This window comes from Enterococcus sp. M-BR2 (assembly GCF_056612775.1).
The window spans coordinates 1,343,050-1,367,942 of sequence record NZ_CM152743.1; the positions used below are offsets into that span (position 1 = coordinate 1,343,050).

General features: G+C 36.8%; 22 protein-coding genes. All 22 read right to left on the minus strand.

The window, feature by feature from the left end:
* Position 1: 1 nt before the first annotated feature.
* The 22 genes from AC1F25_RS06540 to AC1F25_RS06645 all read right to left on the minus strand — a co-directional run bounded on the left by AC1F25_RS06540 (position 2) and on the right by AC1F25_RS06645 (position 24,871).
* The gene (locus AC1F25_RS06540; RefSeq protein ID WP_002331237.1) at positions 2-976 is read right to left on the minus strand and encodes a glycosyltransferase family 2 protein; all 975 of its coding nucleotides are present in this window, start codon (positions 974-976) and stop codon (positions 2-4) included.
* Between the two features lie 44 nt (positions 977-1,020).
* Positions 1,021-1,986, minus strand: coding sequence for a glycosyltransferase family 2 protein (locus tag AC1F25_RS06545; RefSeq protein ID WP_151668654.1), 966 nt, complete (start codon positions 1,984-1,986; stop codon positions 1,021-1,023).
* A complete protein-coding gene (locus AC1F25_RS06550) occupies positions 1,979-3,046 on the minus strand; it encodes an NAD-dependent epimerase/dehydratase family protein (RefSeq protein WP_025476957.1) in 1,068 nt (355 codons plus the stop codon). The genes AC1F25_RS06545 and AC1F25_RS06550 overlap by 8 nt, the downstream gene beginning before the upstream one ends.
* A gap of 7 nt (positions 3,047-3,053) precedes the next feature.
* Positions 3,054-3,755 carry an IspD/TarI family cytidylyltransferase gene (locus AC1F25_RS06555; protein ID WP_002310302.1) on the minus strand — a complete coding sequence of 234 codons (702 nt, stop codon included), beginning with the start codon at positions 3,753-3,755 and terminating at the stop codon, positions 3,054-3,056.
* On the minus strand, positions 3,752-4,624 hold the full coding sequence (locus AC1F25_RS06560) for a LicD family protein (RefSeq protein WP_151668653.1): 873 nt from the start codon (positions 4,622-4,624) through the stop codon (positions 3,752-3,754). Before AC1F25_RS06560 ends, AC1F25_RS06555 begins: the two co-directional genes overlap by 4 nt.
* 179 nt (positions 4,625-4,803) lie before the next feature.
* Positions 4,804-5,844, minus strand: a complete 1,041-nt coding sequence (locus tag AC1F25_RS06565) for a glycosyltransferase family 2 protein (protein WP_151668652.1) — start codon at positions 5,842-5,844, stop codon at positions 4,804-4,806.
* 19 nt (positions 5,845-5,863) lie between these two features.
* Positions 5,864-7,255 (minus strand): sugar transferase, encoded by a 1,392-nt coding sequence (locus AC1F25_RS06570; protein WP_123830655.1) that lies wholly within the window; start codon positions 7,253-7,255, stop codon positions 5,864-5,866.
* A 202-nt stretch (positions 7,256-7,457) separates the two neighbouring features.
* Entirely contained in the window at positions 7,458-9,596 is a 2,139-nt protein-coding gene (locus AC1F25_RS06575; protein ID WP_151668651.1) for a glycosyltransferase family 2 protein, read from the minus strand.
* A gap of 38 nt (positions 9,597-9,634) precedes the next feature.
* Positions 9,635-11,221 (minus strand): class I SAM-dependent methyltransferase, encoded by a 1,587-nt coding sequence (locus AC1F25_RS06580; protein ID WP_479993987.1) that lies wholly within the window; start codon positions 11,219-11,221, stop codon positions 9,635-9,637.
* Complete coding sequence (locus AC1F25_RS06585) at positions 11,211-12,431, minus strand: ABC transporter ATP-binding protein (RefSeq protein WP_002289079.1); 1,221 nt, start codon at positions 12,429-12,431, stop codon at positions 11,211-11,213. Before AC1F25_RS06585 ends, AC1F25_RS06580 begins: the two co-directional genes overlap by 11 nt.
* A gap of 11 nt (positions 12,432-12,442) precedes the next feature.
* A complete protein-coding gene (locus AC1F25_RS06590) occupies positions 12,443-13,249 on the minus strand; it encodes an ABC transporter permease (RefSeq protein ID WP_002289081.1) in 807 nt (268 codons plus the stop codon).
* 208 nt (positions 13,250-13,457) lie between these two features.
* Entirely contained in the window at positions 13,458-14,738 is a 1,281-nt protein-coding gene (locus AC1F25_RS06595) for an EpaQ family protein (protein WP_002292878.1), read from the minus strand.
* Positions 14,739-14,781: 43 nt separating this feature from the next.
* Entirely contained in the window at positions 14,782-16,815 is a 2,034-nt protein-coding gene (locus AC1F25_RS06600; RefSeq protein WP_002320026.1) for a DUF7657 domain-containing protein, read from the minus strand.
* Positions 16,816-16,849: 34 nt separating this feature from the next.
* Positions 16,850-17,701 carry a dTDP-4-dehydrorhamnose reductase gene (gene rfbD, locus AC1F25_RS06605; protein WP_151668649.1) on the minus strand — a complete coding sequence of 284 codons (852 nt, stop codon included), beginning with the start codon at positions 17,699-17,701 and terminating at the stop codon, positions 16,850-16,852.
* A 97-nt stretch (positions 17,702-17,798) separates the two neighbouring features.
* Positions 17,799-18,827, minus strand: coding sequence for a dTDP-glucose 4,6-dehydratase (rfbB, locus tag AC1F25_RS06610; protein ID WP_002292882.1), 1,029 nt, complete (start codon positions 18,825-18,827; stop codon positions 17,799-17,801).
* 21 nt (positions 18,828-18,848) lie between these two features.
* Complete coding sequence (gene rfbC, locus AC1F25_RS06615; protein WP_002292883.1) at positions 18,849-19,421, minus strand: dTDP-4-dehydrorhamnose 3,5-epimerase; 573 nt, start codon at positions 19,419-19,421, stop codon at positions 18,849-18,851.
* A 13-nt stretch (positions 19,422-19,434) separates the two neighbouring features.
* Positions 19,435-20,301 (minus strand): glucose-1-phosphate thymidylyltransferase RfbA, encoded by an 867-nt coding sequence (gene rfbA, locus AC1F25_RS06620; protein ID WP_002292884.1) that lies wholly within the window; start codon positions 20,299-20,301, stop codon positions 19,435-19,437.
* Between the two features lie 99 nt (positions 20,302-20,400).
* Complete coding sequence (locus tag AC1F25_RS06625) at positions 20,401-21,108, minus strand: glycosyltransferase family 2 protein (RefSeq protein ID WP_479993988.1); 708 nt, start codon at positions 21,106-21,108, stop codon at positions 20,401-20,403.
* A 4-nt stretch (positions 21,109-21,112) separates the two neighbouring features.
* Positions 21,113-21,940: a glycosyltransferase gene (locus AC1F25_RS06630; RefSeq protein WP_002310294.1), complete on the minus strand. Its 828-nt coding sequence runs from the start codon at positions 21,938-21,940 to the stop codon at positions 21,113-21,115.
* Positions 21,940-22,740: a glycosyltransferase gene (locus AC1F25_RS06635; RefSeq protein ID WP_002292887.1), complete on the minus strand. Its 801-nt coding sequence runs from the start codon at positions 22,738-22,740 to the stop codon at positions 21,940-21,942. Before AC1F25_RS06635 ends, AC1F25_RS06630 begins: the two co-directional genes overlap by 1 nt.
* Positions 22,733-23,872 carry an MraY family glycosyltransferase gene (locus AC1F25_RS06640; protein ID WP_002292888.1) on the minus strand — a complete coding sequence of 380 codons (1,140 nt, stop codon included), beginning with the start codon at positions 23,870-23,872 and terminating at the stop codon, positions 22,733-22,735. The genes AC1F25_RS06635 and AC1F25_RS06640 overlap by 8 nt, the downstream gene beginning before the upstream one ends.
* Before the next feature lie 75 nt (positions 23,873-23,947).
* Positions 23,948-24,871, minus strand: a complete 924-nt coding sequence (locus tag AC1F25_RS06645) for a YihY/virulence factor BrkB family protein (protein ID WP_002292890.1) — start codon at positions 24,869-24,871, stop codon at positions 23,948-23,950.
* Positions 24,872-24,893: the final 22 nt, after the last annotated feature.

The following is a 24,893-nucleotide window of genomic DNA, read 5'->3' on the forward strand; positions in this document are numbered from 1 at the left end:
ATTAATTAACAGCCTTTACTTTCTTATACTGATATTTAACCGGTATTTTATACGCAGCAATTCCAAAAGTAAGCAATAACATAGATATTTTTCTTTGAAAAGTTAATCGTTTATTTTTTATAATAAAAAAGAAATTATCAATTAAATACTCTCTTACTTGTTTTTTTTCTTGATACAGTCCTTTTTCTTCAGTTAAAACTAATTTATCTAACACAACAAAGTAAGCCCAACAAACTCTAGTATGTACTTTATCGTACATTTGAGGATAATTTTTAATAATCCATTTTTCATTCTCATTCCATACATCAATTATATCAAAATCTTTTTTTGTAAATTTTCTACTAGTAATACTATCTCCACGATGATAATAATAATATTTTTGAGAAGTATCAACATGGATTTTATTACACTGATTGATAATTTTCAGTATTACTGCTGCGTCTTCAGCAATTTTTCCTTTTGGATATCTCACATTCTCAAATAATTCTTTTTTATATAGCTTGCTTACTGCATTAGCAACAACTAGCTTACCATCTAATACTAATTCAATTGCTTCAGATTTAGTAACCAATTGAGAAAAAGGAGTTAACTTTTTAATTTCTTTATTCTTATGGACGTCATAAATACCACACATTGATAACTCTGCATCATATTTCAATATATTGTTATATAAAAATGCATACATATCTTCATCAATGTAATCATCACTATCTATAAACCCAATAAAATCTCCCTTTGCTACCTCAATACCAATATTTCTGGCATCACTTAGACCCCCATTTTCCTTATGTATCACTTTTATTCGGTTGTCTGTTTTCGCAAGTTCATCGCATATACTTCCTGAATTATCTGTAGAACCATCATCAATTAATAATAATTCAAAATCGGTAAATGTTTGGCCTAGAATTGAATCGACACACTTTTTTAAATATTTTTCAACATTATAAACTGGAACTATTATACTTATTCTGCACATTTTAGTTTTCAATTCCTTTTCTTTTATTTACTAATTTAAACATTCTAATTTTTTTTATTTTTTTGTTCAACCAATTTCCTATACCAATCTACTCTAAAGCTCAGAGCAATAATAGCTATTTTGCGCGATTTAGTGAATCCCTTATAAGTTAATATAAAATTTCTGTTCTTCTTTAAAAATTCAATTACTGTTTTTTTACGTGGAATTTGTTGATAACTACTTGATAAAACCATTTTATCCAACACGTAAAAATATGCCCAACATAGTCGGCGATAATAGGAATCATGCAAATCTGGAAAAGCATCTAAAATCTTCTCTTTGTTATATTGCCATGCTTCTATAACATCGAAATTATTCATAGAAAAACTTTTTCCCATAATACTATCATTTCTTTGAAGATAGAAATATTTCTCTTCATTGGAAACAACAATTTTTTCTGTTTGAAATAATAGATCTATTATTATATATGCATCCTCAAATGTTTTTCCATCCAAGTAACGATTATCTTTAAAAAGTTCCTTACGATAAAGTTTATTCCATGCGTATGCATAAAATTGCGTTCCTTCTAAAACAGATTTTATTGCTTCCTTTTTATTTAATATAATTACTTTTTTTTCTTTGTTAGCTTTCTTATACTTATCGTCATGAAAAGGAATCAACTCAACAGAACTGATATCAGCATTATGGGTTTTTAAATTCTCATACAAAACTTCATACATATCTTTTTCGATATAATCATCACTGTCAACAAAGCCTAAATATTTCCCTCGTGCCACATCAATCCCGGCATTTCTTGCACTACTTAATCCACCGTTTTTTTTATGGATGACACGGACACGACTGTCTTTTGATGCATATTCATCACATATTTTACCGCTGTTGTCAGGAGAGCCGTCATCTACTAATATCACTTCGAAATCAGTAAATGTTTGCGCTAAGATTGAATCTACACATTTTCTTAAATAGGGTTCTACTTTATAAACAGGAACAATAATACTAATCTCACACATTTTGCTTCTCACCTTTAACTAATTCTACTGTGTGTATCAATGATTCTTTCAATTCAAATATTGGATACCAACCATTTTCTTTGATTTTCTTGTTATCAAGTATCGCTGTGCTAGCTTTTGAAAAACCTTTTTGTTCAATCTCATCCGGCAATTCAAAAATTACTTGTTTGCCGCTGATATCAGCTAGCTGTTGTGCTAATTCTTTTAGTCGTAAATCAAAGTTTTCTGAAGAAACATTGTACGCCTCTCCTTTTTCTCCTTCAAGCAGTAAATGAAGAATAGCAGAAACAGCATCTCCAACATAAACATACGAAAAATATTGATTTCCTTCACTTTTTAAAACAATATCCTTTTGTTCGACTGCATTTAAAATAAATTGTGAGGATGCTTTCGTATCAGATAAAAGCATTGTCGGACCAAACGTACGGCAGAGCCTTGGAATCACGATGTCGAGGTCGTGTTTTGCGATGTAGGCTTGGCATAATGATTCACTGACTCTTTTTCCTTCAGGGTAGCCTGCTCTCAGTGTATTACAATCGATATACCCGCAGTAATCTTCTGTGAATTTTTCTATATCGCCTCGATTTTCGCCATAGATTTCTACTGTTGATAAAAATAATACTCTCTCAGGCTGGGTTGCTACTGCATGTTTCAATACTTGCTCTGTACCTGCAAGATTAGTCATGATCGTACCGATTGGATCAGTTGCGTAAGCCTTAGGATGTGTGTTACTTGCACCGTGTATCAAATAGTCAGCTTGAATTTCTTTTGGTAAGGGTTCTGTGACGTCACCTTCAACAATTTCGAAAGTATCTAAGGAAAGATAACTGGCAAACCTTTTTTCAAGCTTCTGACGGTTTCTGCCCATAGCATATACTTTGATTTTGATGTCTAGTTGTTCATTAGCAGCCATCAACGTATCAATCAAAAAAGAGCCGATCATTCCCGAAGCGCCAATCATCAGCAGGGATTTGCCATGTAGCTGTTTTATTTTTGGTGTATGATTGATCACATTTGCCAAATCTTCTTGGTACATTGCTTGTTTAATCAACGTCATCATCTTTCTCCTAGTCTTTCATTTTTAAGTATGCTTTGAACAATTCTAAATCATCTGTTGTTGTCAATTTGATATTTTTATCAGAACCAGCAGCAAAATATAAAGTTTCTCCTAAATCTACCATCATGGTATTCGTATAGGAAGAATCAGTCATACCAATGTCTTCTTTCACTGCTCGGTCATATGCTGCCCGTAGTTTTCCGTATTGATAAGCTTGTGGAGTTGAGACACGCCGCAATGTGTTACGATCAACATACTGTTCCGTCGTTTCTTCTGTTTTCTTGATAAAAATTTGTTCATTGTAAGGTAGAGAGGTTACGCCATTACCAAATTCTTTACACTTAACGATTACATCTGACAATACTAGTTCGTCTACTAGTGGACGGATACCATCATGGATGATGATCGTATCATCGTCTTCAGAATAATCTTTCAAAAACTGGACACCATTATTGATCGACTCTTGTCCTTTTGATCCCCCTGTAATGACCCATTGGACTTTGCTAATGTTGAATTCTTTGATATATGCCCACATCGTTTCTTCCCAACCAGATTTGCAAACGACTAAAATCCGATCGACCTGTGGATGTTTTTGAAATGATTCTAAAGTATAGATAATAATAGGTTTACCTTCAATTGTAATGAACTGTTTTGGGATATCTTGTCCCATACGTTTACCGACACCGCCGGCAATAATAATAGCTGTAATCATTTTTTTTCTGCTCCTTTAGTTAAATAATATTTTCCTTTGTACATTTTGAATGAATGTTCTGGGTCAATATAAACTGCTTCATGGTGAGAAACCTGATCTTTTTCAGGTGGAAGCTGCATATAGTCGCCAAAAACTTGACTTAAATAATGATCATAGCCAATTGGTACTGGCATCTCTGTATCTTCGAATGGTACCCACACAGCAGATTCAAAGTCTTTTGCAGGATAAACATTTCCCATATATCGTGGACCGACACAAAGTTCTGTAACGAAATTCGTCGGGTTATCATTGTATTTGGTCATCTGCTTTTCAGCATATCTCCATATTTTATACTTCATTTTTGCGGGTACGCTATTTAACAATAACTTTCCAGCTAATTCCATTGCTTTCCCATGGTTTTGCGGCACTTGCTGACTTCGATAAATCGCATAGATCATTGCCCACATCTTTTGCTTTTTCCGTTCTGCTTGCTTTTCAGGTGCAGTATCTAACGGAAAAATATCTAATTGGATACCATGAGGGATATCTAAATCTTCTTGATACGTTTTGATAAAGGTCGTTTGGACGTTACGGATAGTTGTAAAGGAGTTCCGATCGTGATTCGTCAGAGTTGGTCTTAATAAAACAAATTTATCTTTTTGTGGACCGGTTTCCCATAATTCAGCTAAACGATCATAATCCCTTCTAGGCATGAAAAAATCTAAATCATCATCCCATGGGATAAAACCTTTATGTCGAATTGCTCCGATTGCGCCACCACCACAAAAATAACACAACAAATCGTGACTTTTACAAAAATCTACAAAGTATTGTGCCATTTCGAGATTTACTTTTTGAATTTTTTTTAATTCAGGATCTGTACTGTACATTATAGTTGCCTCAACCATTCTTTTATTAATCTTCCCTATTTTCTCATAAATAGAGGCGGTTTTCAATCTTATGCAAGTGGTTCTTTCTTTACTGACTGAAAAAGGATAGATAAACAGCTATTTTTTGTTTTTAAAAGGGTTGTGACAAAAGACAGTCACAACCCCTTATTCCGACTTTTTTAATAAACTCTCTTCAACAATGCCATGATGCTTGGCATTTTCACTTCCACAAAGCTGCCGGCTTTCACCGCAGATAATAATAGAGGAGCCGGCAAATTATACAGCCATTTTGTTACTTTTTTCGCGCTGGAATCAGTCAATGCAACCTTTTTAGCTTCTTGGATGGCTGGATCATTCAAGATATGCATAGCTTCTTCTCTTTTTTCTTTAGCAGTCCGCTCAGGATTCTCATAAATAGAAAAAATGACAGAGGTTGTTCCTTTTAAAAGAAGAGAAGCCATACCTGGTTTGTCTTTATCACTTGTCACGACATTTGCTAATTCATAAAATTCTTTAAAGGTTTCAAATTTATTCGGTTTATATTGGTTGGTTATCCCTTTTCCACCTTCAAAATGATAGATATACTCGATTCTTGGATTCAATATTACTTGCTGACAATGTTCATAATAGTTCAAATTGAAGATACGGTCTTCACAACTGCTGTAATTTTTGAATAAAATCTGTTTTTCCATCAAGATTTCCCTCTTGTAACATTTGTTCCAAACCACATACATCAACTGCTGATTCATCAGTTGATACATATCATCCACGAACTGTTCATGATTTGTATATTGGTATTCTGGAACAAGATAGTCCTTTTCCGAAATGATTTCTTCCCCGCTTAGCGTGCGGAATGTAAAAGAACTGATAAGCAAATCTGCTTCAGGATACTGTTCAAACAACTGCTGATAATCTGCCAAAATTTCTTTGACTGGCTCATCGTCTGCATCGAAAAATAATACATATTTCCCTGTAGATTGCTTGATGCCTTCATTTCGAGCAAGTCCAGGTCCTTGATTTTCGGTTGTAAAAAGTTGAAAATGACTATCTCCTTGGATAGTTGACTGAATCAGCTGCTCTGTTTTGTCAGTTGACCCATCATTGACCAAAATCACTTCATATTCTTCAAATGCCAGATTTTTTAAAACTTCTATAGTATGAACGATCGTGTCTTCGGCATTATAAACTGGAACAATTATACTAAATATCGGATGGCTCATTTCATTTCTTTCCTCCAGCTTAGCGATAAATTTTCTCTTGTGAAAAGTCGATTTCTGCTAATGAACTGATATTTTCATCTTCATCTAGTCCTTGTGAGGACATCTTGTCAAATAAGATTTTGATTGTTTGAAGTAAAATCTTTAAATCTAATAGTAAGGAATACTTTTTGATATACAACAAATCAAAACGTAGTTTACTATTATAATCTGATACATATTTTCCGTATACTTGTGCATATCCGGTAATCCCTGCACGTACATTGTGTCTTAAATAATAATAAGGATTTTCTTCATTGAACTGATCAACGAAAAATGGTCTTTCTGGACGTGGTCCGACGATCGACATATCGCCTTTCAATACATTAAAGATTTGAGGTAATTCGTCAAAACGTACGGCACGGATAAATTTGCCTACTGGTGTCACACGTGCATCATTGCTCTTTGCCAAGACTGGGCCTGATTTTGCTTCAGCTGTTGCACTCATGGAACGAAATTTATAGATTGAAAATTCCTTTTGATTTTTCGTAATACGTACTTGTTTATAAATAATTGGTCCAGGTGAAGTTGTTTTTACCAAAATCGCTGTGATTAGCATAAAAGGTGAAGCGAGGATCAGTAAAATAAGCGAAACGATGATATCAAAGAGACGTTTGAATAATTCATATTCCGGCTGAATTTTGAAACCGGAAGCTTCAATGATACTTTCATCTTCAAAATTCATGATGTTCGGATTGATCATCGTTAAATTTTCAAAAGTTGTATTTAAAAACAGCTTCTTCTCTTTTTTTGTCACTAATTGATAAATATTGATTTTTTCATCTTCTGGGATTTTTGAAGCCAAGTAGACAATATCGATGTCATCAATCAATTTTTTTGTGTTTTCGTAATAATTGTCGATGACTACTGCTTCAACCTTATGTTTGTTGTTTTTCTTAGATTGAAAGTTTTGGATCGCTGGTGCGACATCTTTCTCCAAACCTACGATAAATACTTTCTTATCACGACTGACTCTTAAGTATAGTTTATAAACGACTATCCGATAAACGCTAAGTAATATCGTGCCAAGTATAAACGAGAGCACGATGACGCCACGCGGAAATGCAAACCAACGTCCAGCAAAAGTAACCACCATGATCCCCAATGCTATCAGCACCTGTCCAATAACAGTAATGAAGACGATATCACTGATCATTCGGTTATAGAATACATAAGCTCCTAACAAAATATTCAACGCAATAAAGATAATGGAAATAAAAACTGCTGAATGCTGAAAGGTCTCTAAGTTTCTTGCTGGGACTTCTCCTTGGAACTTCAGCAAAAAGCTAAGATAGATCGACACATTCAATACAAGTACATCCATGATGATAATGAATATCCTGCGTGCTGCATTCCACTCCCCATTTTTATTCATATATACACTCCTAACCATAAAATAATGCCTCTATCATCTTACCATAGCAAAGTTTAAAAACCTAGTGAATAACCAAATTGTAAAATAAATTAAAAGAAAAATTCTTGTCTTTTAATAAGAATTGTTGTAGATACCTATACAATATTGCATAAGTAAAAAACTATTTCACCATCTATTTAGATGACGAAACAGTTTTTTATTTTTAGTCAGGTCTCAACGAAAAATCGCCGATTCCTTCTTTAGTTAGATTATCGTTATAAAATGGGTCATGAGCAATATAAGAAGGCCACTTATCTTGCATTTTTTTGATTTCCCCAGCAAAACGTCTTTGTTTTTCTGGTGTATCTTCATAACCTCTTGATTTAGATTCGAAATGGTACAATTCCGCTTGATGTGCATAGACATTGTAACGACCCAGTTCATAAACTTTCAAGCACAAGTCAACATCGTTGAATGCTACTTCTAATGTTTCATCAAACCCGTTAACAGCATTGAAGTCAGCTGCCTTGACCATCATACAAGCTGCAGTGACTGCTAAGTAATTGACGTCAATGACCAATCGGCCGAAATAACCACAATGTGTTCGATCATAGTTATTCAATGCATGCCCTGCAACACCACCGATTCCTAATAATACTCCTGCATGTTGCGTCGTATCATCTGGATAAAACAATTTTGCTCCTACACAGCCGATTCGATCAAACTGTGCATAAGAAACCATCGCCGTCATCCAATCTGGCTCAATCACTTCTGTATCGTTATTCAAGAATAAAAAGTATTTGCCGTTTGCTTTTTCTGCTGCTAAATTGTTGATTCGAGAATAATTGAATGGAATGTCAATCAATTCTACGATAAAGCGGTCTTTCAGCTGATGCTTGTATTCTGCAAATAATTCTTGCATTTTTGGATCTGTACTTCCATTATCCGCAATAATGATTTCATAATTTGAATAAGACGTTTTTTCGATGATCGAATCTACACAAGTTTTTAGATCTTCATAGCCATTCTTCGTTGGAATGATCACACTGACCAAATCCTCTTGCAAGACGTCATAAGTAATCTCATAAAATCCAGAAATTCTGCCAGGACGTATGCTTCCTTTGATATTCCTTCTAGACAGGGCATCTGTCAATGCTTTCACTCCGGAATCATAGATATAACTTTTGGCTTCACCATTACTTGCAGTTGATCCTGGGATCGTCCGCCAATGATACAAGACTCGGTCAATGTGGTAAATATGATCTGCAGGGATTTGTTCTGTCACACGAAGGACCAAATCATAATCTTGAGAACCTTCATAGCCTTTACGGAAACCGCCAAGTTCTTTAACAATGCTTGTTCGATATACGCCTAAGTGAGAGATATAATTATTTCCCATCAATGTATCAGGCGACCAGTCTGCTTTGAAATGCGGATCAAAGCGATTGCCATCTGCATCGATTTTATCTTCGTCACTGTAGATCACATCCAGTTCTGGATGTACGTTTAGCACTTTTGCCACTTCATATAATGCAAATGGCGGTAATTCATCATCATTATCTAAGAGTGCTATAAATTCTCCTTCTGCTATTTCCAATGCAGAATTAGTTGCCAGACTGATGTGTCCATTTTCTTTTCGGAAAACGACTTTGATTCTATCATCTTTTGCTTGATAGGATTCCAGACACTTTCGGATAGCTGGATCAGTAGAAGCATCATCACTGATACATAGTTCCCAATGATCATACGTTTGATCCAGTACCGAATCAATGCATTTTTCGAGCCATTTGATTTCAACGTTATAGACAGGCATAAGTATGGAAATCAATGGACGGTACGCAAATCCTTGTGCTTCTTTCCTTTGCTCTTTCAAATCTGGTTTCTCATGACGACTGATCCACTCTACATAGTCGATCGATCCTGGCTTCAATTCCAATTTGACCCGACGGATCGCTTTTTTTACGCCATGAGTCCTTGCATAATTTATCCCTTTTTTCAGTAATCTTTTTTTTCTTTCCCATGAAGATTCAATGCCGTCATCATAAGGGTATTTACCGTTTAATTTCACAGCTATGCCATTTTGATGTCTCGCTGTTTGGAAGTCTAAGATGGCTTTTCCTCTCATTTTCCCTGATAAACGTACCTTAAAACCGCTTTGGGTCTTAACATCAAGATTATATAAATGATTGATATCCAATCTTACGACATGTGTTGCTTCAGCAATCACATTTTCTTTTTCTACCTTTATCGTAGGGATTTCTTTGGTCACTTCATCAATTGCCCAGCCCACAATAAGCAAATCGCCAGTGGCCCGTTCACGAGTGATTTGATCGATAAATACGGCAATTTCTTTTTTTTGCACGATTCGTTTACTCCTTATCTTTATAAGTTAATCATTATTTACATTTCAATGATCCATGATTGGCCATTTTGAGCTACTGCTTCCACTAAGAATGAACGTTCTTGCTCGCAAAGGATTCGTAACTCAAATCCCGCTTCTGTTCCTTTTGCGAGCTGTTCTGCTTGATTGACTTCTTCTCGTGAAACAGGAATTGCTTCGAAAAATGGCGATTGGTCAGCTGATAACTTATAGGACAAGGGCTGGCGATCCGAATTAGCGATTCCCCATCCGATGATTTTTAATATTTTTGTTTCTGCATCCCAGATTTTCTCGTCAATACATATAGAAAGTTCTTTTTCTTGGATTTTTTTCGAAGTTTCTTTCTTACGTCGTCCTAGTCTATGTTTTATTGTCCATTCATCACTTTCCAAAAATGTGCAATAGCGATTTGTGGTTGTTTTTAACGTATGGTCTAGTCTTGTATTTTCCTCAAGAAGATGATGATTTTCTCTTTCTAATTCGTCATTTTTCTCAGAAAGCTGCTTTGTGACTTCAGCCATGGGACGAATCGTTTCCAACAATTCTTTCATTGTTGGTGTCAATTCCCCGATAAAGCGATAGTGACAATGGATAGTCACTTCTTTCCCAGAAATATCCGTTAGAACGAACTCTGGTAATTCTTTCCCATCAAACAAATAACAATCATTTACTGTTTTGACTACAGCATTCGAATCGATAAATGTTAGTTTTTCTCCGGCAGCTTCTGCGCTGAATTCGATAAAGCTAGGTTGTTGCGCGAAGCGAAACACCATTCTTTCTGTTGTTTCTGATACGGGGAAACTTAGTGTCTCATTTTCCCCTGTGAAATTATTGAATGGTATTTGTTGGATTGTTTCATCTTGTTTCGTTTGCTGGGTTACTTCTAACACTTTTACATAATTAGAATTTTGTGGCTCTGCAATGGAACTTTGTGCTACTGGATGTTTCATCAATGAGAAAAAGTATTGGTAGACTTCACCAAATGGTCGCATTTTGAAATCATAGCGTACAGCTTCCGGCAATTCTTCATAAGTTGATTTTAATTCTGTATCACCTACAGCTAAGTACAAATAATCTTCAATATTAATGAATAATCCCGCTTTTTCAAAAACTTTTTGGAAGCCATCATGAGTATAAAAAGAATTATGGGTTTCATCTAGGAGACCATAAGAAGCCCACGGCAATTGGTTATTGAACAAATCGATCATGACAGAATTATGCGCCAAGTTAGGGAATGTAATCAGGATCTCTCCTTCTTCATTCAAAAATTCTCTGACTTTCTTCAATGTTTTTCCAGGATCTACCAAATGTTCTAAAACATCCGCAAACAAGACGTAATCAAATGTCTGTCCAGCATAATAGTTTGCCCACTCAAAACTTTCGATATCACCATAAAATCCATCTTGAGCAAATTCGCTGACAAAATCGAACAATTCCTTATCTAACTCAACAATGCTCACTTCACATTGTTTTGCTCCGATTAAATGTTTCGTTAATCGGCCGTTTCCGGGACCAAACTCTAAAACTTTACTTCCTGGTTTGATCTGTGCGGCAATTTTTCCCACACTGCTTTGTTCATCAAGGTCCATTTCAAAATCATATTTCATTGCTATGAGTTCCTTCTTCCCATTTATGGTCTAAGACCACGATGCCTTCTCCGATATAAGAACCGCTGACAAACAAGTTCATGTACTTTGTCTTATATACCAAAGGAACCGTTGCATTTTCTTCAAAGACCGCAACGTCAAAATAATATTCACCAGCTAACAAACCTAACTTTTCATACTCCAGATAAAAGATATTCTCTCCTTTTTTCCAAGGAATCTTGATACCATCTAGTAGAGTATTAAGTCCGCATACATAAAAATTGTCGACTGTTCGTAGCGCAATTCCTAAAACCGGATTTTTGATTGTATCATCTTTTACTTCATAAGTTACTTTAACGTATAGTTTTTCTCCTTGTTCCAGCATATCCACCGGATTTTTGTCTTTATCCAACAATTCCGCTTTCGTCACGTCGACGATATCTGGAGCGGCGAACCGTTCTACTTGGTTTTTATTCCGATCCACTGTTTTAACTGATTTTTTCTTTAAAAAGTTTTCATAATTCGTCGTTACTTCCATCGTATCGCCATATTCGACGACTTCTCCGTTTTTCAACCAATAGGAACGATCACAAAAACGACGAATCGAACTGATATCATGAGAAACGAATAAAATCGTCTTTCCCGAGTTCTTGATTTCTGTAAATTTTTCCATACATTTTAGTTGAAATTCAAGATCGCCTACTGCCAATGCTTCATCCACAATCAAAATATCGGGATTCACATTGATTGCTACAGCAAAAGCTAGACGAACGAACATCCCGCTTGAATAAGTTTTTACAGGTTGATAAATATGGTCTCCGATGTCAGCAAATTCAATGATATCATCGACCATTTCATCGACTTCTTCTCTTGAAAAGCCTAGTACCATTCCATTTAAATAGATATTTTCATAGCCAGAATACTCAGGATTGAATCCTGAACCTAGTTCTAGCAAAGCAGAGATTTTCCCTTCGATTTCCATCGTACCGGATGTTGGTGTCAGTACCCCTGTAATGATTTTCAACATCGTAGATTTTCCGGATCCGTTTTCTCCAACGAAACCGATCATCTCACCTTTTTTTATTTCTACATTCACGTTTTTCAACGCATAAAACACATCATGATAGGATTTCTTAAAAGGATTAAGAGCTTCACGAAATCGATCCGACGGTTTTGCGTACATATTATAAGATTTTGTGATATCTTTTAGTCTAATTGCATATTCTGTCATAGCTATTCTCCTTACAGCACATCTGAAAAATGTGGTTTCAATCTACGGAACACTGCAGAGCCGATTACGAACATTACTAACGTGAACACCCAGAAATACAAAGTATATGTTCCATGCTCCCAGAACCAAGCTTCACTTAAAAACGACTCACGATAGCCTTGAACAACATAGTACAGCGGATTTAATTTCAATATGCTTACAAGACCTGAGTCAAACTGGTTCGGGCTCCATAATATCGGCAATGTCCACATAATCAACTGCAGGACGATCGTAATCAATTGCATGATGTCTGGTAAAAATGGTTGGATGGATGCTGTCAGCCAAGTCAATCCTGTCAAGAAAGCACACATGCAAAATAGATAGTAAATCAGCTGTAAAGACATGGCTGAAGGATATATACCATTTATAAGCGCAACAGCTATGCCAATCAGAATGAAGAATAAATGGGTGTACAGATTAGATAGGATTTTCGTCGTGGGCAAGATACGAATATTGAATACGACTTTCTTTACTAAATAAGTATATTCCCGAAAAACAACCGTAGTTGATGCAAAGGCATCAGAGAAGAAGAACCAAGGAATCATCCCTGTAACTAAATATACGATAAATGGGTATTTTGCATCGATCATTTGTGCTTTCAATCCAACGCCAAATACCAGCCAATAAATCAATACAGTAAATAACGGATTGATAAACGCCCATAAGATTCCTAAAAACGATCCTGCATATCTTGATTTGAAGTCATTGATCGAAAACTGTAGCAGTAATTTTCTGTTCTGATAAATGTCCTTCATAAATAAATACAAATCTTTAAACATTTGTGTTCCTCCAAGCGATTTCAGTGAATTACAGTCAAGTGCCATTTTACCATATTTTTGGTACCGAGCTGCGTTCTTATTTATTTCTTAATTTTCTATGATACAAGATTTTCTCTAACGTTTCTATTTTACAGAAGATGCTAGACAATTGCAATAAACCAAAAAAGGCTGCGACGGTTGTCACAGCCTCTCTCGTATTTTGCGCCTATCAATGATAGCGTTGGATCCTGGAAGAATGAGCGCTATCTGGTTGTTCCTCATAACTTGGATCTCCAGCATTCATGTCGTCATATGGCTCTTCTATGTCATAGTATTCTTCCATAACTTTCGTTTCGTCATAGCGATGAACGGCCATAGCCAACAGGATATAAATAATCGGAACCCACGGGTATGAAGTCAATGTATCCTCCATAAATGACTGCATCATCACCGCAAAAAAGGCCCAGATAAAAGTCATCTGCCCGTTGGATAAATCTGCTTTCAACGTTAAGCGACCAATAAAAAGGATAAGCAGCAAAGCAGCAATTCCAAACCCTATTAACCCATAGATATTCAAAATAGAATTATAACTATTGTGGTTTCCTAAAAATTGGTTTCCTCGTTGGAAGATGAATGTTTTCATCCCAAGTAAAACTTGCTCAGATTTTTCTCCTAGCGTCTGATAGAATTTATGCCAAATATCTTCTCGACCGGTAAACAAATTGACTTTTTCGGAAACAGCGGCTAGATAAGAAATCGGTAAAGCTAAAAGAATCGTAGCCGTATAGGCAATAAACGGCGCACGAATGACACGCATCAATGATTTAGGGAAAAGATCCAATATCGCAAAAACAATCAATGCAACTAATGCGCCTCTTGATTGACAGACCCAAATGCCTAAAAAGGCTGCAACGACTGCTATCGCACCGATGATACGAACATACCACCGTTCAAAAGAACTGGCAAATCCGCTGATCAATAAAGCAAGAGTCATCAAAGAACTTCCGATTGTATTCGTATTGATCCAAATATCAGAAAGCGAATTGCCTGGAGTCCAGATGCTTTGTCCTTCTGGTACTTGGATCTCTGTAAATACACGATATAATGTGATTCCGAGGAAGACCGTAAAGACAAGCAGATAAATACCGCGATCCCATTTTGTCCACTCAATCCATTTAATTACTAAACAAAATAAAATAATCAAAGGAAACAGTAAATCTCCAAATAAAGACTCATTTCTTAATTCCCGAAAGTAAGAAAAGAAAATGAAAAGTGCAAGCGCAACACCTAGATAAAGAAAATCGACGCCTTTTGCTTTATAAACATTTAAAATGAGCAAAATAGCCACACTAAAAGTGATAAGTAGCGAACTGTTGTTATATATAAACAAAGTGGTTGGGAAGCTTAATCCTGCTGTCCAAACAGAAAAGACCAGCGTCAGCAACAAAAGCAAGAAACCAGCACTCATTTTGTTGACAAATTTTTGTACGATTGCTTGAATTATCTCCACTCTCCTTTCTAATAATACTTCAGGGTTATTCTCAGCTAGCCCATTACTGTAAGACTAGCTGATTTTCCTGAGTTTGTGTTTGTGGTACATCTGGATAATCCGGATATTCTACTTTAAAAATCATATAACCGTCTTTGTCCGGTCCATATAGTTGTGTGAATTGAGCTTCATATAACTGATTGTAATCAGTTAACGGTCGCTTACTGATTACATAGTTGATCCCTAGTTTTTCTGCGTCTTCAAAATTCAACGTGACCGAGAACATATCTGGACGATCTAAAATGAACTTTGTATCTTCCTTAGCGATAAAAGCTCTTGTGTGAGCATACCGATTATAATACTTCTCATGTTCTTCTTTTGGATCGATTTTCTTCCATGCAGCCATATCTGGATAAAAGCGGACTGTATTGAAAGATTTCACACCCAAAGTTGGGGTGAAATTATACAGTTCATCTTCAGTCAACCAGACTTTGCCAGGATCTTGTTGATCGATTTTTCGGATTTCTTTTGCCAGTGTTTTTTCAAAAATCGCTCCAGTACCTTCTACGACTGGATTGACAAAGAAACCAGATGCGATGATCACGGCGGTAAAAGCAAGATAAAACGAGCGTCTCCAGCCAAATAATGCAAAAGCTAGAATCACTGTTCCCAACACAGCAACTGCGATGGTTTCGAAATCTGAAAAATAATTATCCATCTTCGAATGAGTAATTGCATAGAAATAAGACCATGCGTTTACTGCCAGTAAAATGAATTTATACCAAATAGGAATAACATCTTCTCTCCAAATATAAGCGATGAACCAAATTGATAATAGGCAAGCCGCAAAACTAAAAGTAAGGATGGCTCTTAAAGGAGGAACATAAGACAGCAGAGTAATTTCTGCTAGCCATTTTGGCAATCCAACGGTAATCCAAAAGATAGAAAACAGACAAAAAATCATCAAAATACGTCCCAATAACTTTTGTTCACTATCTTTTTTGCCAAATAACACAAATGGACTGGCTAGGAATACAGTCGGAAAGAAGTGATAGAACAAAGCCACTTCAGAGTTATTCGAATAGTTGATGTCTTCAAAAGGGATTTTCCAGTTTGTCAGGAAAGAAAAAAATTCGCCAATCGTCCACTTTCCACCGGTGCTGACTCGTTTTCCTGGATATAAGGTATCCAAAGAAGCTAACAATGCGTCTTTTGACGTCAACCAGAAATGAACCATGACTCCGCCAATAAATAAAACTGCCCCTCCAATCAACACTACATCCAACAGATCCCAAGAAATTTTCTTGCTGTAGTAAATAAGCAGGCCAACAAAATAAAAAATCAGCAAGTACGCTAGCATCACTTGATGGGCTGGGTAAATCACTAAAATAAACCCAATACCGAAAATAACTACCAAAAGCATCATCAACGTTCGTAGCCATTTTTTATCATGATTGTAGAAATAATGATAAAAAGCAGTCATCAATCCCAAAGTAAAGAAAATCAAATCGCCCACATGCTGCATGAACCACCACTGGACTGCGGGAGAAAATGTCAGCGCAAATGCACCGATCAGCGATAGAGCTTTTTTTCTCTTCGTTAATATCATCAGTACTTCGAATCCAAGCAAGACCATGACGACTAATTTCATCGCCCAATAAAAGGAAAGGCCTCGATCTCTTCCGAGGAAAAAGAATCCCCAGTTGAATGGTTTTCCGATAACCGTAATATCCTTTACAGGAGAATTATACGCAATGATCATGTTTTGTCCGTTCAGTGAATAATCTTCGTTCACCAACGGAAAGTCCTCTTCAGCTTGTGAGAGGTAAAAAGGTGTCTGCACCAGCCATTCATCTGACCGTACTTCCCGATTCTGTCCAAAAATCACATCAGTTTTTTTCCCATCGTCTCTTTGCGACACATATTTATCCCAAACACCAAGTGAACTTCCGTTTAAATTAAAAGTAACAATGACCACGATGACTAAAACGCCAATAAGGTATCGGAGTTTTAGAAACAGGTCAAGCACCAAATTCGAATCTGCCTGATTCGCTTTTGGTTTTTCTTTTCGTCGTGCACTTCTTGTTTGTTTTTCCATATCATGCTCCAAATTCTATTTGATAAAAAGGAAATTACTTATTCATTTTTTTGGCAGCTTCCAGCATTTGCGCAAGTGCTTCTTGCCAAGTTGGTATGACAAATCCTAACGCTTCTGTCTTTTTCAGGCTCATGACTGAATACTGCGGACGCGTTGCTTTTTGTGGAAATTCTTCCGATGTAACAGGCGCTACTTCCACATCTGTATCTTTCAATATTTCTTTGGCAAATTCATACCAAGAACAGCTATTTTCGTTCGACAAATGATAAATACCGAATGGTGCTTTTTCTTCGATGACATATACCATAAATTCTGCCAAAGTACGTGTCCAAGTTGGCCGCCCGAACTGGTCATTTACTACAGTCAGTTTGTCGCGGATTTCCGCTAGGCGTTGCATCGTGAAGACGAAATTGTGTCCATAAATCCCGAAAACCCAAGAAGTTCGTATGATATAATAGTCTTCTAAAATCTCTTCTACTGCTTTTTCACCTAATAATTTCGTACGACCATATTCATTTAGTGGATTCGTTTGGTCATCTACTTCGTACTCTACATTTTTGTTTTTTCCATCGAAGACATAGTCTGTACTGATATAGACGAATTGAGCATTCACAGCTTTTGCTGCAAGTGCTACATTTCTTGTGCCATCGACATTGATTTTCTCATCTAATTCTTTTGCTTCATCTTCTGCTTTATCTACTGCTGTGTAAGCTGCGCAATGGAAAATAACATCCGGTTTTAATTCTGTAATATAAGCCATTGTTTTCTCGGCATCTGTGATATCCAAGTCTTTTGCATCTGTTGAAACATATGGCAGATTTTTTTCATCTAATAAATGACGCAATTCTGTACCTAATTGTCCATTTCCTCCAGTTAATAAAAACATATGGTTATCCGCTCCTTGATTTTTATTTTAAAAAAGAGACAGGCGAGCGCCTGCCTCACATGTGTTTTTCCATTAATACAGTGAAATTTCCTCTGTATTATTGTCCATTTTTGGCATATGCTGCTTCAACGGCCTCTTTTTCTTTTTTCCACCAGTCTTCATGTTCTTCGTACCATTTGATCGTGTCAGCCAACCCATCACGGAAGTTCGTAAACTCAGGCTGCCAACCTAGCTCTTCTCGCAATTTTGTCGAATCGATTGCATAACGCAAATCGTGCCCTGCACGGTCGTTTACATGGTCGTATGCGTCTTTTGGTTGACCCATCATTTCTAAGATCAATTCCATCACGGTCTTATTATCTTCTTCGCCGTCCGCACCGATCAGATAGGTTTCGCCAATTCTGCCTTTTGTCAAGATCAACCACACTGCTGAAGAATGATCATTTGTATGGATCCAGTCACGAACATTTTTCCCTTCACCGTATAGTTTTGGACGAATACCGCTTAAAATGTTCGTTACTTGGCGAGGTATAAATTTTTCAATATGCTGGTAAGGACCATAGTTGTTTGAACAATTTGAAATAGTTGCACGTAAGCCAAAAGAACGTACCCACGCTTTTACTAACAGATCTGAACCAGCTTTTGTAGAAGAATATGGGCTTGAAGGATTATATGGTGTTTCGGCAGTGAATTTTTCTCCTTCGCCTTCTCCATGTCCCGGTAGGTCTTCACGTAATGGAAGATCTCCGTAAACCTCGTCAGTAGATACGTGATGGTAGCGTACATCATACTTGCGGCAAGCTTCTAAAAGTGTATACGTACCAATGATATTCGTTTGTACAAATGGGAAAGGATCTTTTAATGAATTATCGTTATGGGATTCTGCCGCGTAATGAACAACTGCATCCGCTTCTTTTACTAGACGGTCCACTAATTCTGCATCTGCAACATCTCCTACGACTAATTCTACGCGATCGCTAGGAAGTCCAGCCAAGTTCTCTTTGTTTCCTGCATAAGTCAGTTTATCCAAAACAGTGACATGCACTTCTGGATGATTGTTTACCACGTAATGAACGAAATTAGAGCCGATGAATCCGGCACCTCCGGTAACAATGATGTTTTTCATAAGAAAATTTCTCCTTAATTCTTAGATTTCTCCGTAAACAAATGGATTTTCTGCTTCAAATTCTTTTAATGTCGGATGACGGTGATCTTTTTCCGACATAATCGCTCTTGATGGATCAATTGGCCAATCAATCGCTAAATCTGGATCATCAAATGCGATGCCTCCATCTGCTTCTGCATTATAGTAATTATCACACTTGTAAAGGAAGTTCACGTTTGGTGTCAAAGTAACGAATCCATGTGCATATCCTTTAGGTACAAGCAACTGACGATGATTATGTTCAGATAAGATAAATCCGTCCCATTGACCATAAGTCGGGCTGCCTTTGCGGATGTCCACTACTACGTCTAAAACTGCTCCAGTAACCACACGAATCAATTTTGTCTGTGCAGCTTCTCCTTTTTGGAAATGGAGCCCCCGAAGAACACCAGCTTCAGCAGATAACGAATGATTGTCTTGAACAAAGTCATAATCTAATCCATGTTCTGCAAATTTTGCTTTTGAATAGCTTTCTGTAAAAAAACCGCGATGGTCGCCAAAGACATCCATTTCCACGATTTTTACATCTGTTAATTTTGTATCTGTTACTTTCATCTGTAGGAACTCCTTATTCAGCGGCCAAATTCAATAAATATTGACCGTATTGATTTTTTTTCAAAGGCTGTGCAAGGGCTAGCAGTTGTTCTTTATCAATGTAGCCCATACGGTAAGCAATTTCTTCCAAACAAGCCACTTTTAAATTCTGACGTTTTTCAATCGTTTCGATAAAGGTAGATGCTTCAAGCAATGATTCATGTGTTCCTGTATCAAGCCAAGCAAATCCGCGTCCCATAAGTTCTACAGATAATTTTCCTTTATCCAAATATGCTTTATTGACATCTGTGATTTCTAATTCTCCACGTTCTGACGGTTTGATTCCTTTAGCAATAGAAATCACCTCATTGTCATAAAAATAAAGGCCAGTTACTGCGTAATTTGATTTTGGCTGAGCAGGCTTTTCTTCAATCGACAAAGCTTGCATATTCTCATCAAATTCTACTACACCAAAGCGTTCTGGATCATTGACATGATAGCCAAATACTGTCGCGCCTGCATCTTTTGAAGCTGCTCGTTGCAACATTTTAGACAGACCGCCACCGTAGTAAATATTGTCTCCTAATACCAAGCAGACACTATCATCTCCAATAAATTCTTCTCCAATGATAAATGCTTGTGCCAATCCATCTGGACTTTCTTGTACTGCATATTCGATCTGCAGTCCTAAATCATTTCCGTTTCCAAACAATTCCTTGAAACGTGGTGTATCTTGTGGCGTTGAAATAATCAGAATTTCTTTGATTCCCGCCAACATCAGAGTAGACATTGGATAATAAATCATTGGTTTGTCATAAATCGGCATCAATTGTTTCGATGTTGCCTTTGTTAAAGGGTACAGACGTGTTCCGCTGCCCCCAGCAAGAATGATTCCCTTCATGGATATATGCTCTCCTTTTTGATTTCAAATTTCACTTTGCTATTATCTCATCAATCGTTATATTTGTCATGGAAATATTAAGGATTTAAACATCTTTTATCAATGTTTAAACCATTTTCGTTTGATCAACGCCGTAATCAGATGAACACGCCAGGAAATTTTTTGGCGTAATTTAGAATGCGTTTCAATCTCACTCGCATTTAAATCATGTCTTCGATACAGTGTCAAAGGTTCTCTCAGAAACCCAGTCTTCCTTCCTCCCAACAAACCGATCCACATGTCATGCATAGGCACTTCTGAGGGAATCGGCAAAATATCGGATTTCAACGAAGAGCGAAAAGCCATACCTGCACCAATATAATGACTTCGTATCACATTATTGACCCATCCTTCTTTGGAATTTCGGAATGAAAAATAGGAAGCATGGATCTCTTGCAGCTTACTGTTCACAATGATCAAATCTGAAACGACTACTAACTGATCCGGATGCTGTTCAAAATAGTCAGTGATTTTTTTCACTTTTGTCTCTAACCAAACATCATCTTGATCTGCCAAAAAGATTAGCTCTCCTTTCGTCTGCTGAATCGCATAGCCAAAATTAGCGATTAACCCTTGACGAGGTCCTGAAAAAAGCTTTATCCGTCTATCTTTTTCTGCGTATTCAGTCAATATATCCCATGTATCATCTACTGATCCATCATCAGAAATAATCACTTCATCTTCTGCTGAAAGCTGAGATAAAATACTATCCAACTGCTCTCTTAAATATCTGCCCCCATTAAAGGTAGCTATACAAACCGAACGCACGAATTCACACCTTCCAATTCTTAACATATGAGCGCAAAGTCATCCGCCAGATATGCCGGTTTTTGACGGTCAAAAACTGTTTAACTGTTCTTAACAATAATTGTTGTCGGTGACTGGATAAATGTCTTTGATCATATTCATGATAAAATCGATTTTCTGCTTGTAAAATAGAACGGTATCTATTGCTTGAAACTTTTTCATAGTCTAATACCGAAAGATCATGTTCCAATCGTACTGGTAGTATCTCCACCATTTTTTCCAACTGATTCACTTTCCAAAACAGCCAATGGTCCAAAAAATCTAAAGAAAAAGCAGGATTAAACCCGCCAATCTTTTTTAGAAATTTGACAGACCATGCCACACCTGAATTGATTGCCATGATTCTTTCAGCTGTCGTACCGTCTACTTCTACTGCTTGTGCTGTACGATTGATATAATGATTTGAATAGACGGGAGAAACTTGCCGTCCCCCAGAAAAAATCATCGGAACTGCAGCAACACATTCATCTGTAAAAGCTACCTTACGCAAGATTTCAAAATAGTCGTCGACTAGCCTCGTATCCTGATCCAATGTAACGATACAACGTGTTCTTTCATTTGCTTGAGACAACGCATAATTATAAGCCGCCGCTAATCCAGGGTTTTGCGGATCATGATAGTAAATGGTGTTTTCTTTTTCAAACAGCTCATTTTGCTGTCTTTGAGGACTATTATCGTAAATAACAAGCTGAATATGCTTTTCGCTAAGTGCTTTGCTTAATGGTTCATAAGTTGGAGATTGGCTGAATAGTTGCTGATATAGCACGACTACTACTACTATTTCTGGTTTCATCAGAAAAAACGCCACCCCCACTTATTGAAAAATTTCATCATAGAAGTCAAAAACACACGAAAAAGTTTTGCATTTCGATGTGCACCCTTTCCATAAAAATGGACGACTGCATAAAAGGGTGTGTACAATAATTTGTAACCTGCTTTTTCAAAACTCAAGCACAAGTCATTATCTTCAAAGTACATGAAGAAACGCTCATCAAATCCCCTTATCTCTTTAAATTTATCAATATCAGCTACCATAAAACTGCCCGAGATCATTCGCACATAACTATCAACATCAGTGGGCAAGCCACGGCATTCAAAGACAGCTAGCCGTTTATCAAACCTTTTTTTGACCCATTTGAAAGGCACAAAGCGCAAAACATAATCAAAAACAGCCAGCCGCTCACGGATGAGGTGCTGAGTGGTCCCATCTTCATTAAGAATCTTAGGTGCTAACATCGCGCATTCGGGATGTTCTTTCAGTAACAACACCAATGCTGTAACTGTTTCTTCATCCACTAAAATATCTGGATTACAAATAATGCCATAGTGGCAATCGCTCTTCAGCAGATTGTGATTATGTCCATAACCGAATCCGGAATTTTCATCATGAAAATAGATTTCGATATACGGATATGTCACATATTCTTTTAGTCTGCTTTTATATTCCGGAAGGGAGTTGTTGTCAAAAATCCGAATTTTTATCGCTGTTTCATCTTTTACAGTGGAAATAAAATTATCTAGTGTCCGAAAAATCTTATCACTGTTCGCCGTTACAATACTAATAAGAATTGGCTGGTTTAATTTGTTATTCATCTATATGACGGTTCCATTTCTTCAAATATTTCTGTTTTACTTGCGTACGATACTCTTTATTCCCTAAAAATCGCAATGTTTTTAAAATAAACTGATGTTTCTCGTTAATCAGACCAATCAATTCAAATAATAAAATTGCAGCAAATAGCATAGCAATAATCAATACAATCGTTCCGATTCTTCCAGTATAATTCATGACCATAGCTGTGAAAGAAAACATCAAAGCCATCGCATAAATCGTCAGGACGGCACCTTTATGAGTAAATCCTAAACTGATTAGTCGGTGATGAAGATGTTTTTTATCTGCTGTAGAAAAAGAAACACGGTTTGCTTTTCTTCTAATGATAGCAAAAAACGTATCTGTTACCGGAACGCCCATGACGATCAGTAGAGAAATTGACGAAACAAAAGTTACGTTCTTCAGCCCTTGTAGTGAAAGGACGGCCATCATGAACCCTAAGAATAACGCTCCTGTATCGCCTAAATAAATCTTTGCCGGATAAAAATTGTACGGGAAAAATCCGATAATACTTGCTACAAGACAGAAAATAACGACCGGGATGTACACTGTGGAAGCATGAAGGAAAAAATACCCAATGATGCCTATCGTGATTAAACCAATCAATGAAATCCCTGCCGCTAACCCGTCTAAACCGTCAATCAGATTGACTGCGTTCGTGATACCGAAGATCCAAAAAATCGTTACAGGGAAACTAAGCCATCCTAATTGAACATAGCCAATAAAAGGAAGCGTAAAGGAATCAATACGTATATCTGCTACAAAATAAATAATAAGAGAGGCAAGCAAGATCCCTACACTCTTTTGTTTAGGCGTCAACTCAAATTTATCATCGAGTACTCCTGTGACGATGATCACCAAAGAAGCGAGCAAGATCGGCACAATATACGATTGTGGAATGATTTTACGGAATAAGAATAAAGTCGATATAACAAATGAAATAAAAATGGGCAGTCCGCCTGCGGAAGGCATTGGAACTTTGTTTATCCTTCTTTCATTTGGTTTGTCGACCATACCCGTTTGTACTGAAATGATTTTAAATACAGGTGTTAATATCAGTGATAATAAAATTGTCAGAAAAAATCTTATAACCATACTAAAAGAAACAAGCATATGGGCACCTACTTTAATTAAGAGTCATAATTATTATAAATTACTGATATAAATTTACAATAAGAACTCTTGTTTCTACTTTTTTTTATGAGAAAATTTAGCTTTCAATTTATTGAACCATTTTCGGCTTGGATCTCGACGTTTTTTGATTTGATGTCCCGTCACGTATTCTTGAACAACTGCATTGATGATTCCGCCCAAAATGATGATCGTAGCAGCAAAATTAAGCCAAAGCATGAGGACAATAAAACTTCCTATGATCTGATAACCGCTGATCCTCGTTGCAAAATATCTGGCATAGATACTAAACACTTGTGATAACAGCATCCAGCCGACGGTAGCGAAGATCGTACCTGGAATAATCGTCTTCAACTTCAACTGAGCATTAGGGACAATTAAATAAATCAAGAACATGATGACAAATAAAGCCACCAATGTGATTGGCCATTTCAAGGTTTGGAACTGATCAATAAAGTTCACAGGTATTTGTACAATCGGTTGGATAGCATCTAAAATCAGCTGTCCTAAACCAAGAACGATAGTTACTCCACTAATGGCAATCATGAACAAGACGATTACGATCAGCGAGAAGAAGCGAACGATCAAAAAATTTTTTCTATTTTCTACGCCATACGCTTTATTCATCGCAATTTGTAAAGCGTTAATACTTTGACTGGCAGACCACAAGGCCGCTAAAGCAGAAACGGATAGCAAACCGCCTGAACTTTGTGTCAAAAGGTCCTTGATTGCAGGACCAATAAACTGGTAAACGGTCTCAGGAATCACTTCTCGTAAATAGGTCAGCACAGTCTCTTGATCGATATGGAGAAACGGCAAAATATTACCAAAAGCAATAATCAATGGAAATAAAGACAAGAGTAAATAATAAGCAACGACAACCGAGGTCGTACTCATTTCTGAATCAGTGATGCGCTTTTGAGTCGTCTCAATAAAGCGCATCAGATTTTCATTTTGTTTTATTTTGTTCCAAACTTTCATGTACCTCTCCCGTACCTATTAA

Bases quoted from the DNA above. Each gene is read 5' to 3' on its own strand.
- AC1F25_RS06540 (WP_002331237.1), bottom strand. From the start codon at position 976: ATGTGCAGAATAAGTATAATAGTTCCAGTTTATAATGTTGAAAAATAT.
- AC1F25_RS06545 (WP_151668654.1), bottom strand. From the start codon at position 1,986: ATGTGTGAGATTAGTATTATTGTTCCTGTTTATAAAGTAGAACCCTAT.
- AC1F25_RS06550 (WP_025476957.1), bottom strand. From the start codon at position 3,046: ATGATGACGTTGATTAAACAAGCAATGTACCAAGAAGATTTGGCAAAT.
- AC1F25_RS06555 (WP_002310302.1), bottom strand. From the start codon at position 3,755: ATGATTACAGCTATTATTATTGCCGGCGGTGTCGGTAAACGTATGGGA.
- AC1F25_RS06560 (WP_151668653.1), bottom strand. From the start codon at position 4,624: ATGTACAGTACAGATCCTGAATTAAAAAAAATTCAAAAAGTAAATCTC.
- AC1F25_RS06565 (WP_151668652.1), bottom strand. From the start codon at position 5,844: ATGAGCCATCCGATATTTAGTATAATTGTTCCAGTTTATAATGCCGAA.
- AC1F25_RS06570 (WP_123830655.1), bottom strand. From the start codon at position 7,255: ATGAATAAAAATGGGGAGTGGAATGCAGCACGCAGGATATTCATTATC.
- AC1F25_RS06580 (WP_479993987.1), bottom strand. From the start codon at position 11,221: ATGAAATATGATTTTGAAATGGACCTTGATGAACAAAGCAGTGTGGGA.
- AC1F25_RS06585 (WP_002289079.1), bottom strand. From the start codon at position 12,431: ATGACAGAATATGCAATTAGACTAAAAGATATCACAAAATCTTATAAT.
- AC1F25_RS06590 (WP_002289081.1), bottom strand. From the start codon at position 13,249: ATGTTTAAAGATTTGTATTTATTTATGAAGGACATTTATCAGAACAGA.
- AC1F25_RS06600 (WP_002320026.1), bottom strand. From the start codon at position 16,815: ATGGAAAAACAAACAAGAAGTGCACGACGAAAAGAAAAACCAAAAGCG.
- rfbD (WP_151668649.1), bottom strand. From the start codon at position 17,701: ATGTTTTTATTAACTGGAGGAAATGGACAATTAGGTACAGAATTGCGT.
- rfbB (WP_002292882.1), bottom strand. From the start codon at position 18,827: ATGAAAAACATCATTGTTACCGGAGGTGCCGGATTCATCGGCTCTAAT.
- rfbC (WP_002292883.1), bottom strand. From the start codon at position 19,421: ATGAAAGTAACAGATACAAAATTAACAGATGTAAAAATCGTGGAAATG.
- rfbA (WP_002292884.1), bottom strand. From the start codon at position 20,301: ATGAAGGGAATCATTCTTGCTGGGGGCAGCGGAACACGTCTGTACCCT.
- AC1F25_RS06630 (WP_002310294.1), bottom strand. From the start codon at position 21,940: ATGAAACCAGAAATAGTAGTAGTAGTCGTGCTATATCAGCAACTATTC.
- AC1F25_RS06635 (WP_002292887.1), bottom strand. From the start codon at position 22,740: ATGAATAACAAATTAAACCAGCCAATTCTTATTAGTATTGTAACGGCG.
- AC1F25_RS06640 (WP_002292888.1), bottom strand. From the start codon at position 23,872: ATGCTTGTTTCTTTTAGTATGGTTATAAGATTTTTTCTGACAATTTTA.
- AC1F25_RS06645 (WP_002292890.1), bottom strand. From the start codon at position 24,871: ATGAAAGTTTGGAACAAAATAAAACAAAATGAAAATCTGATGCGCTTT.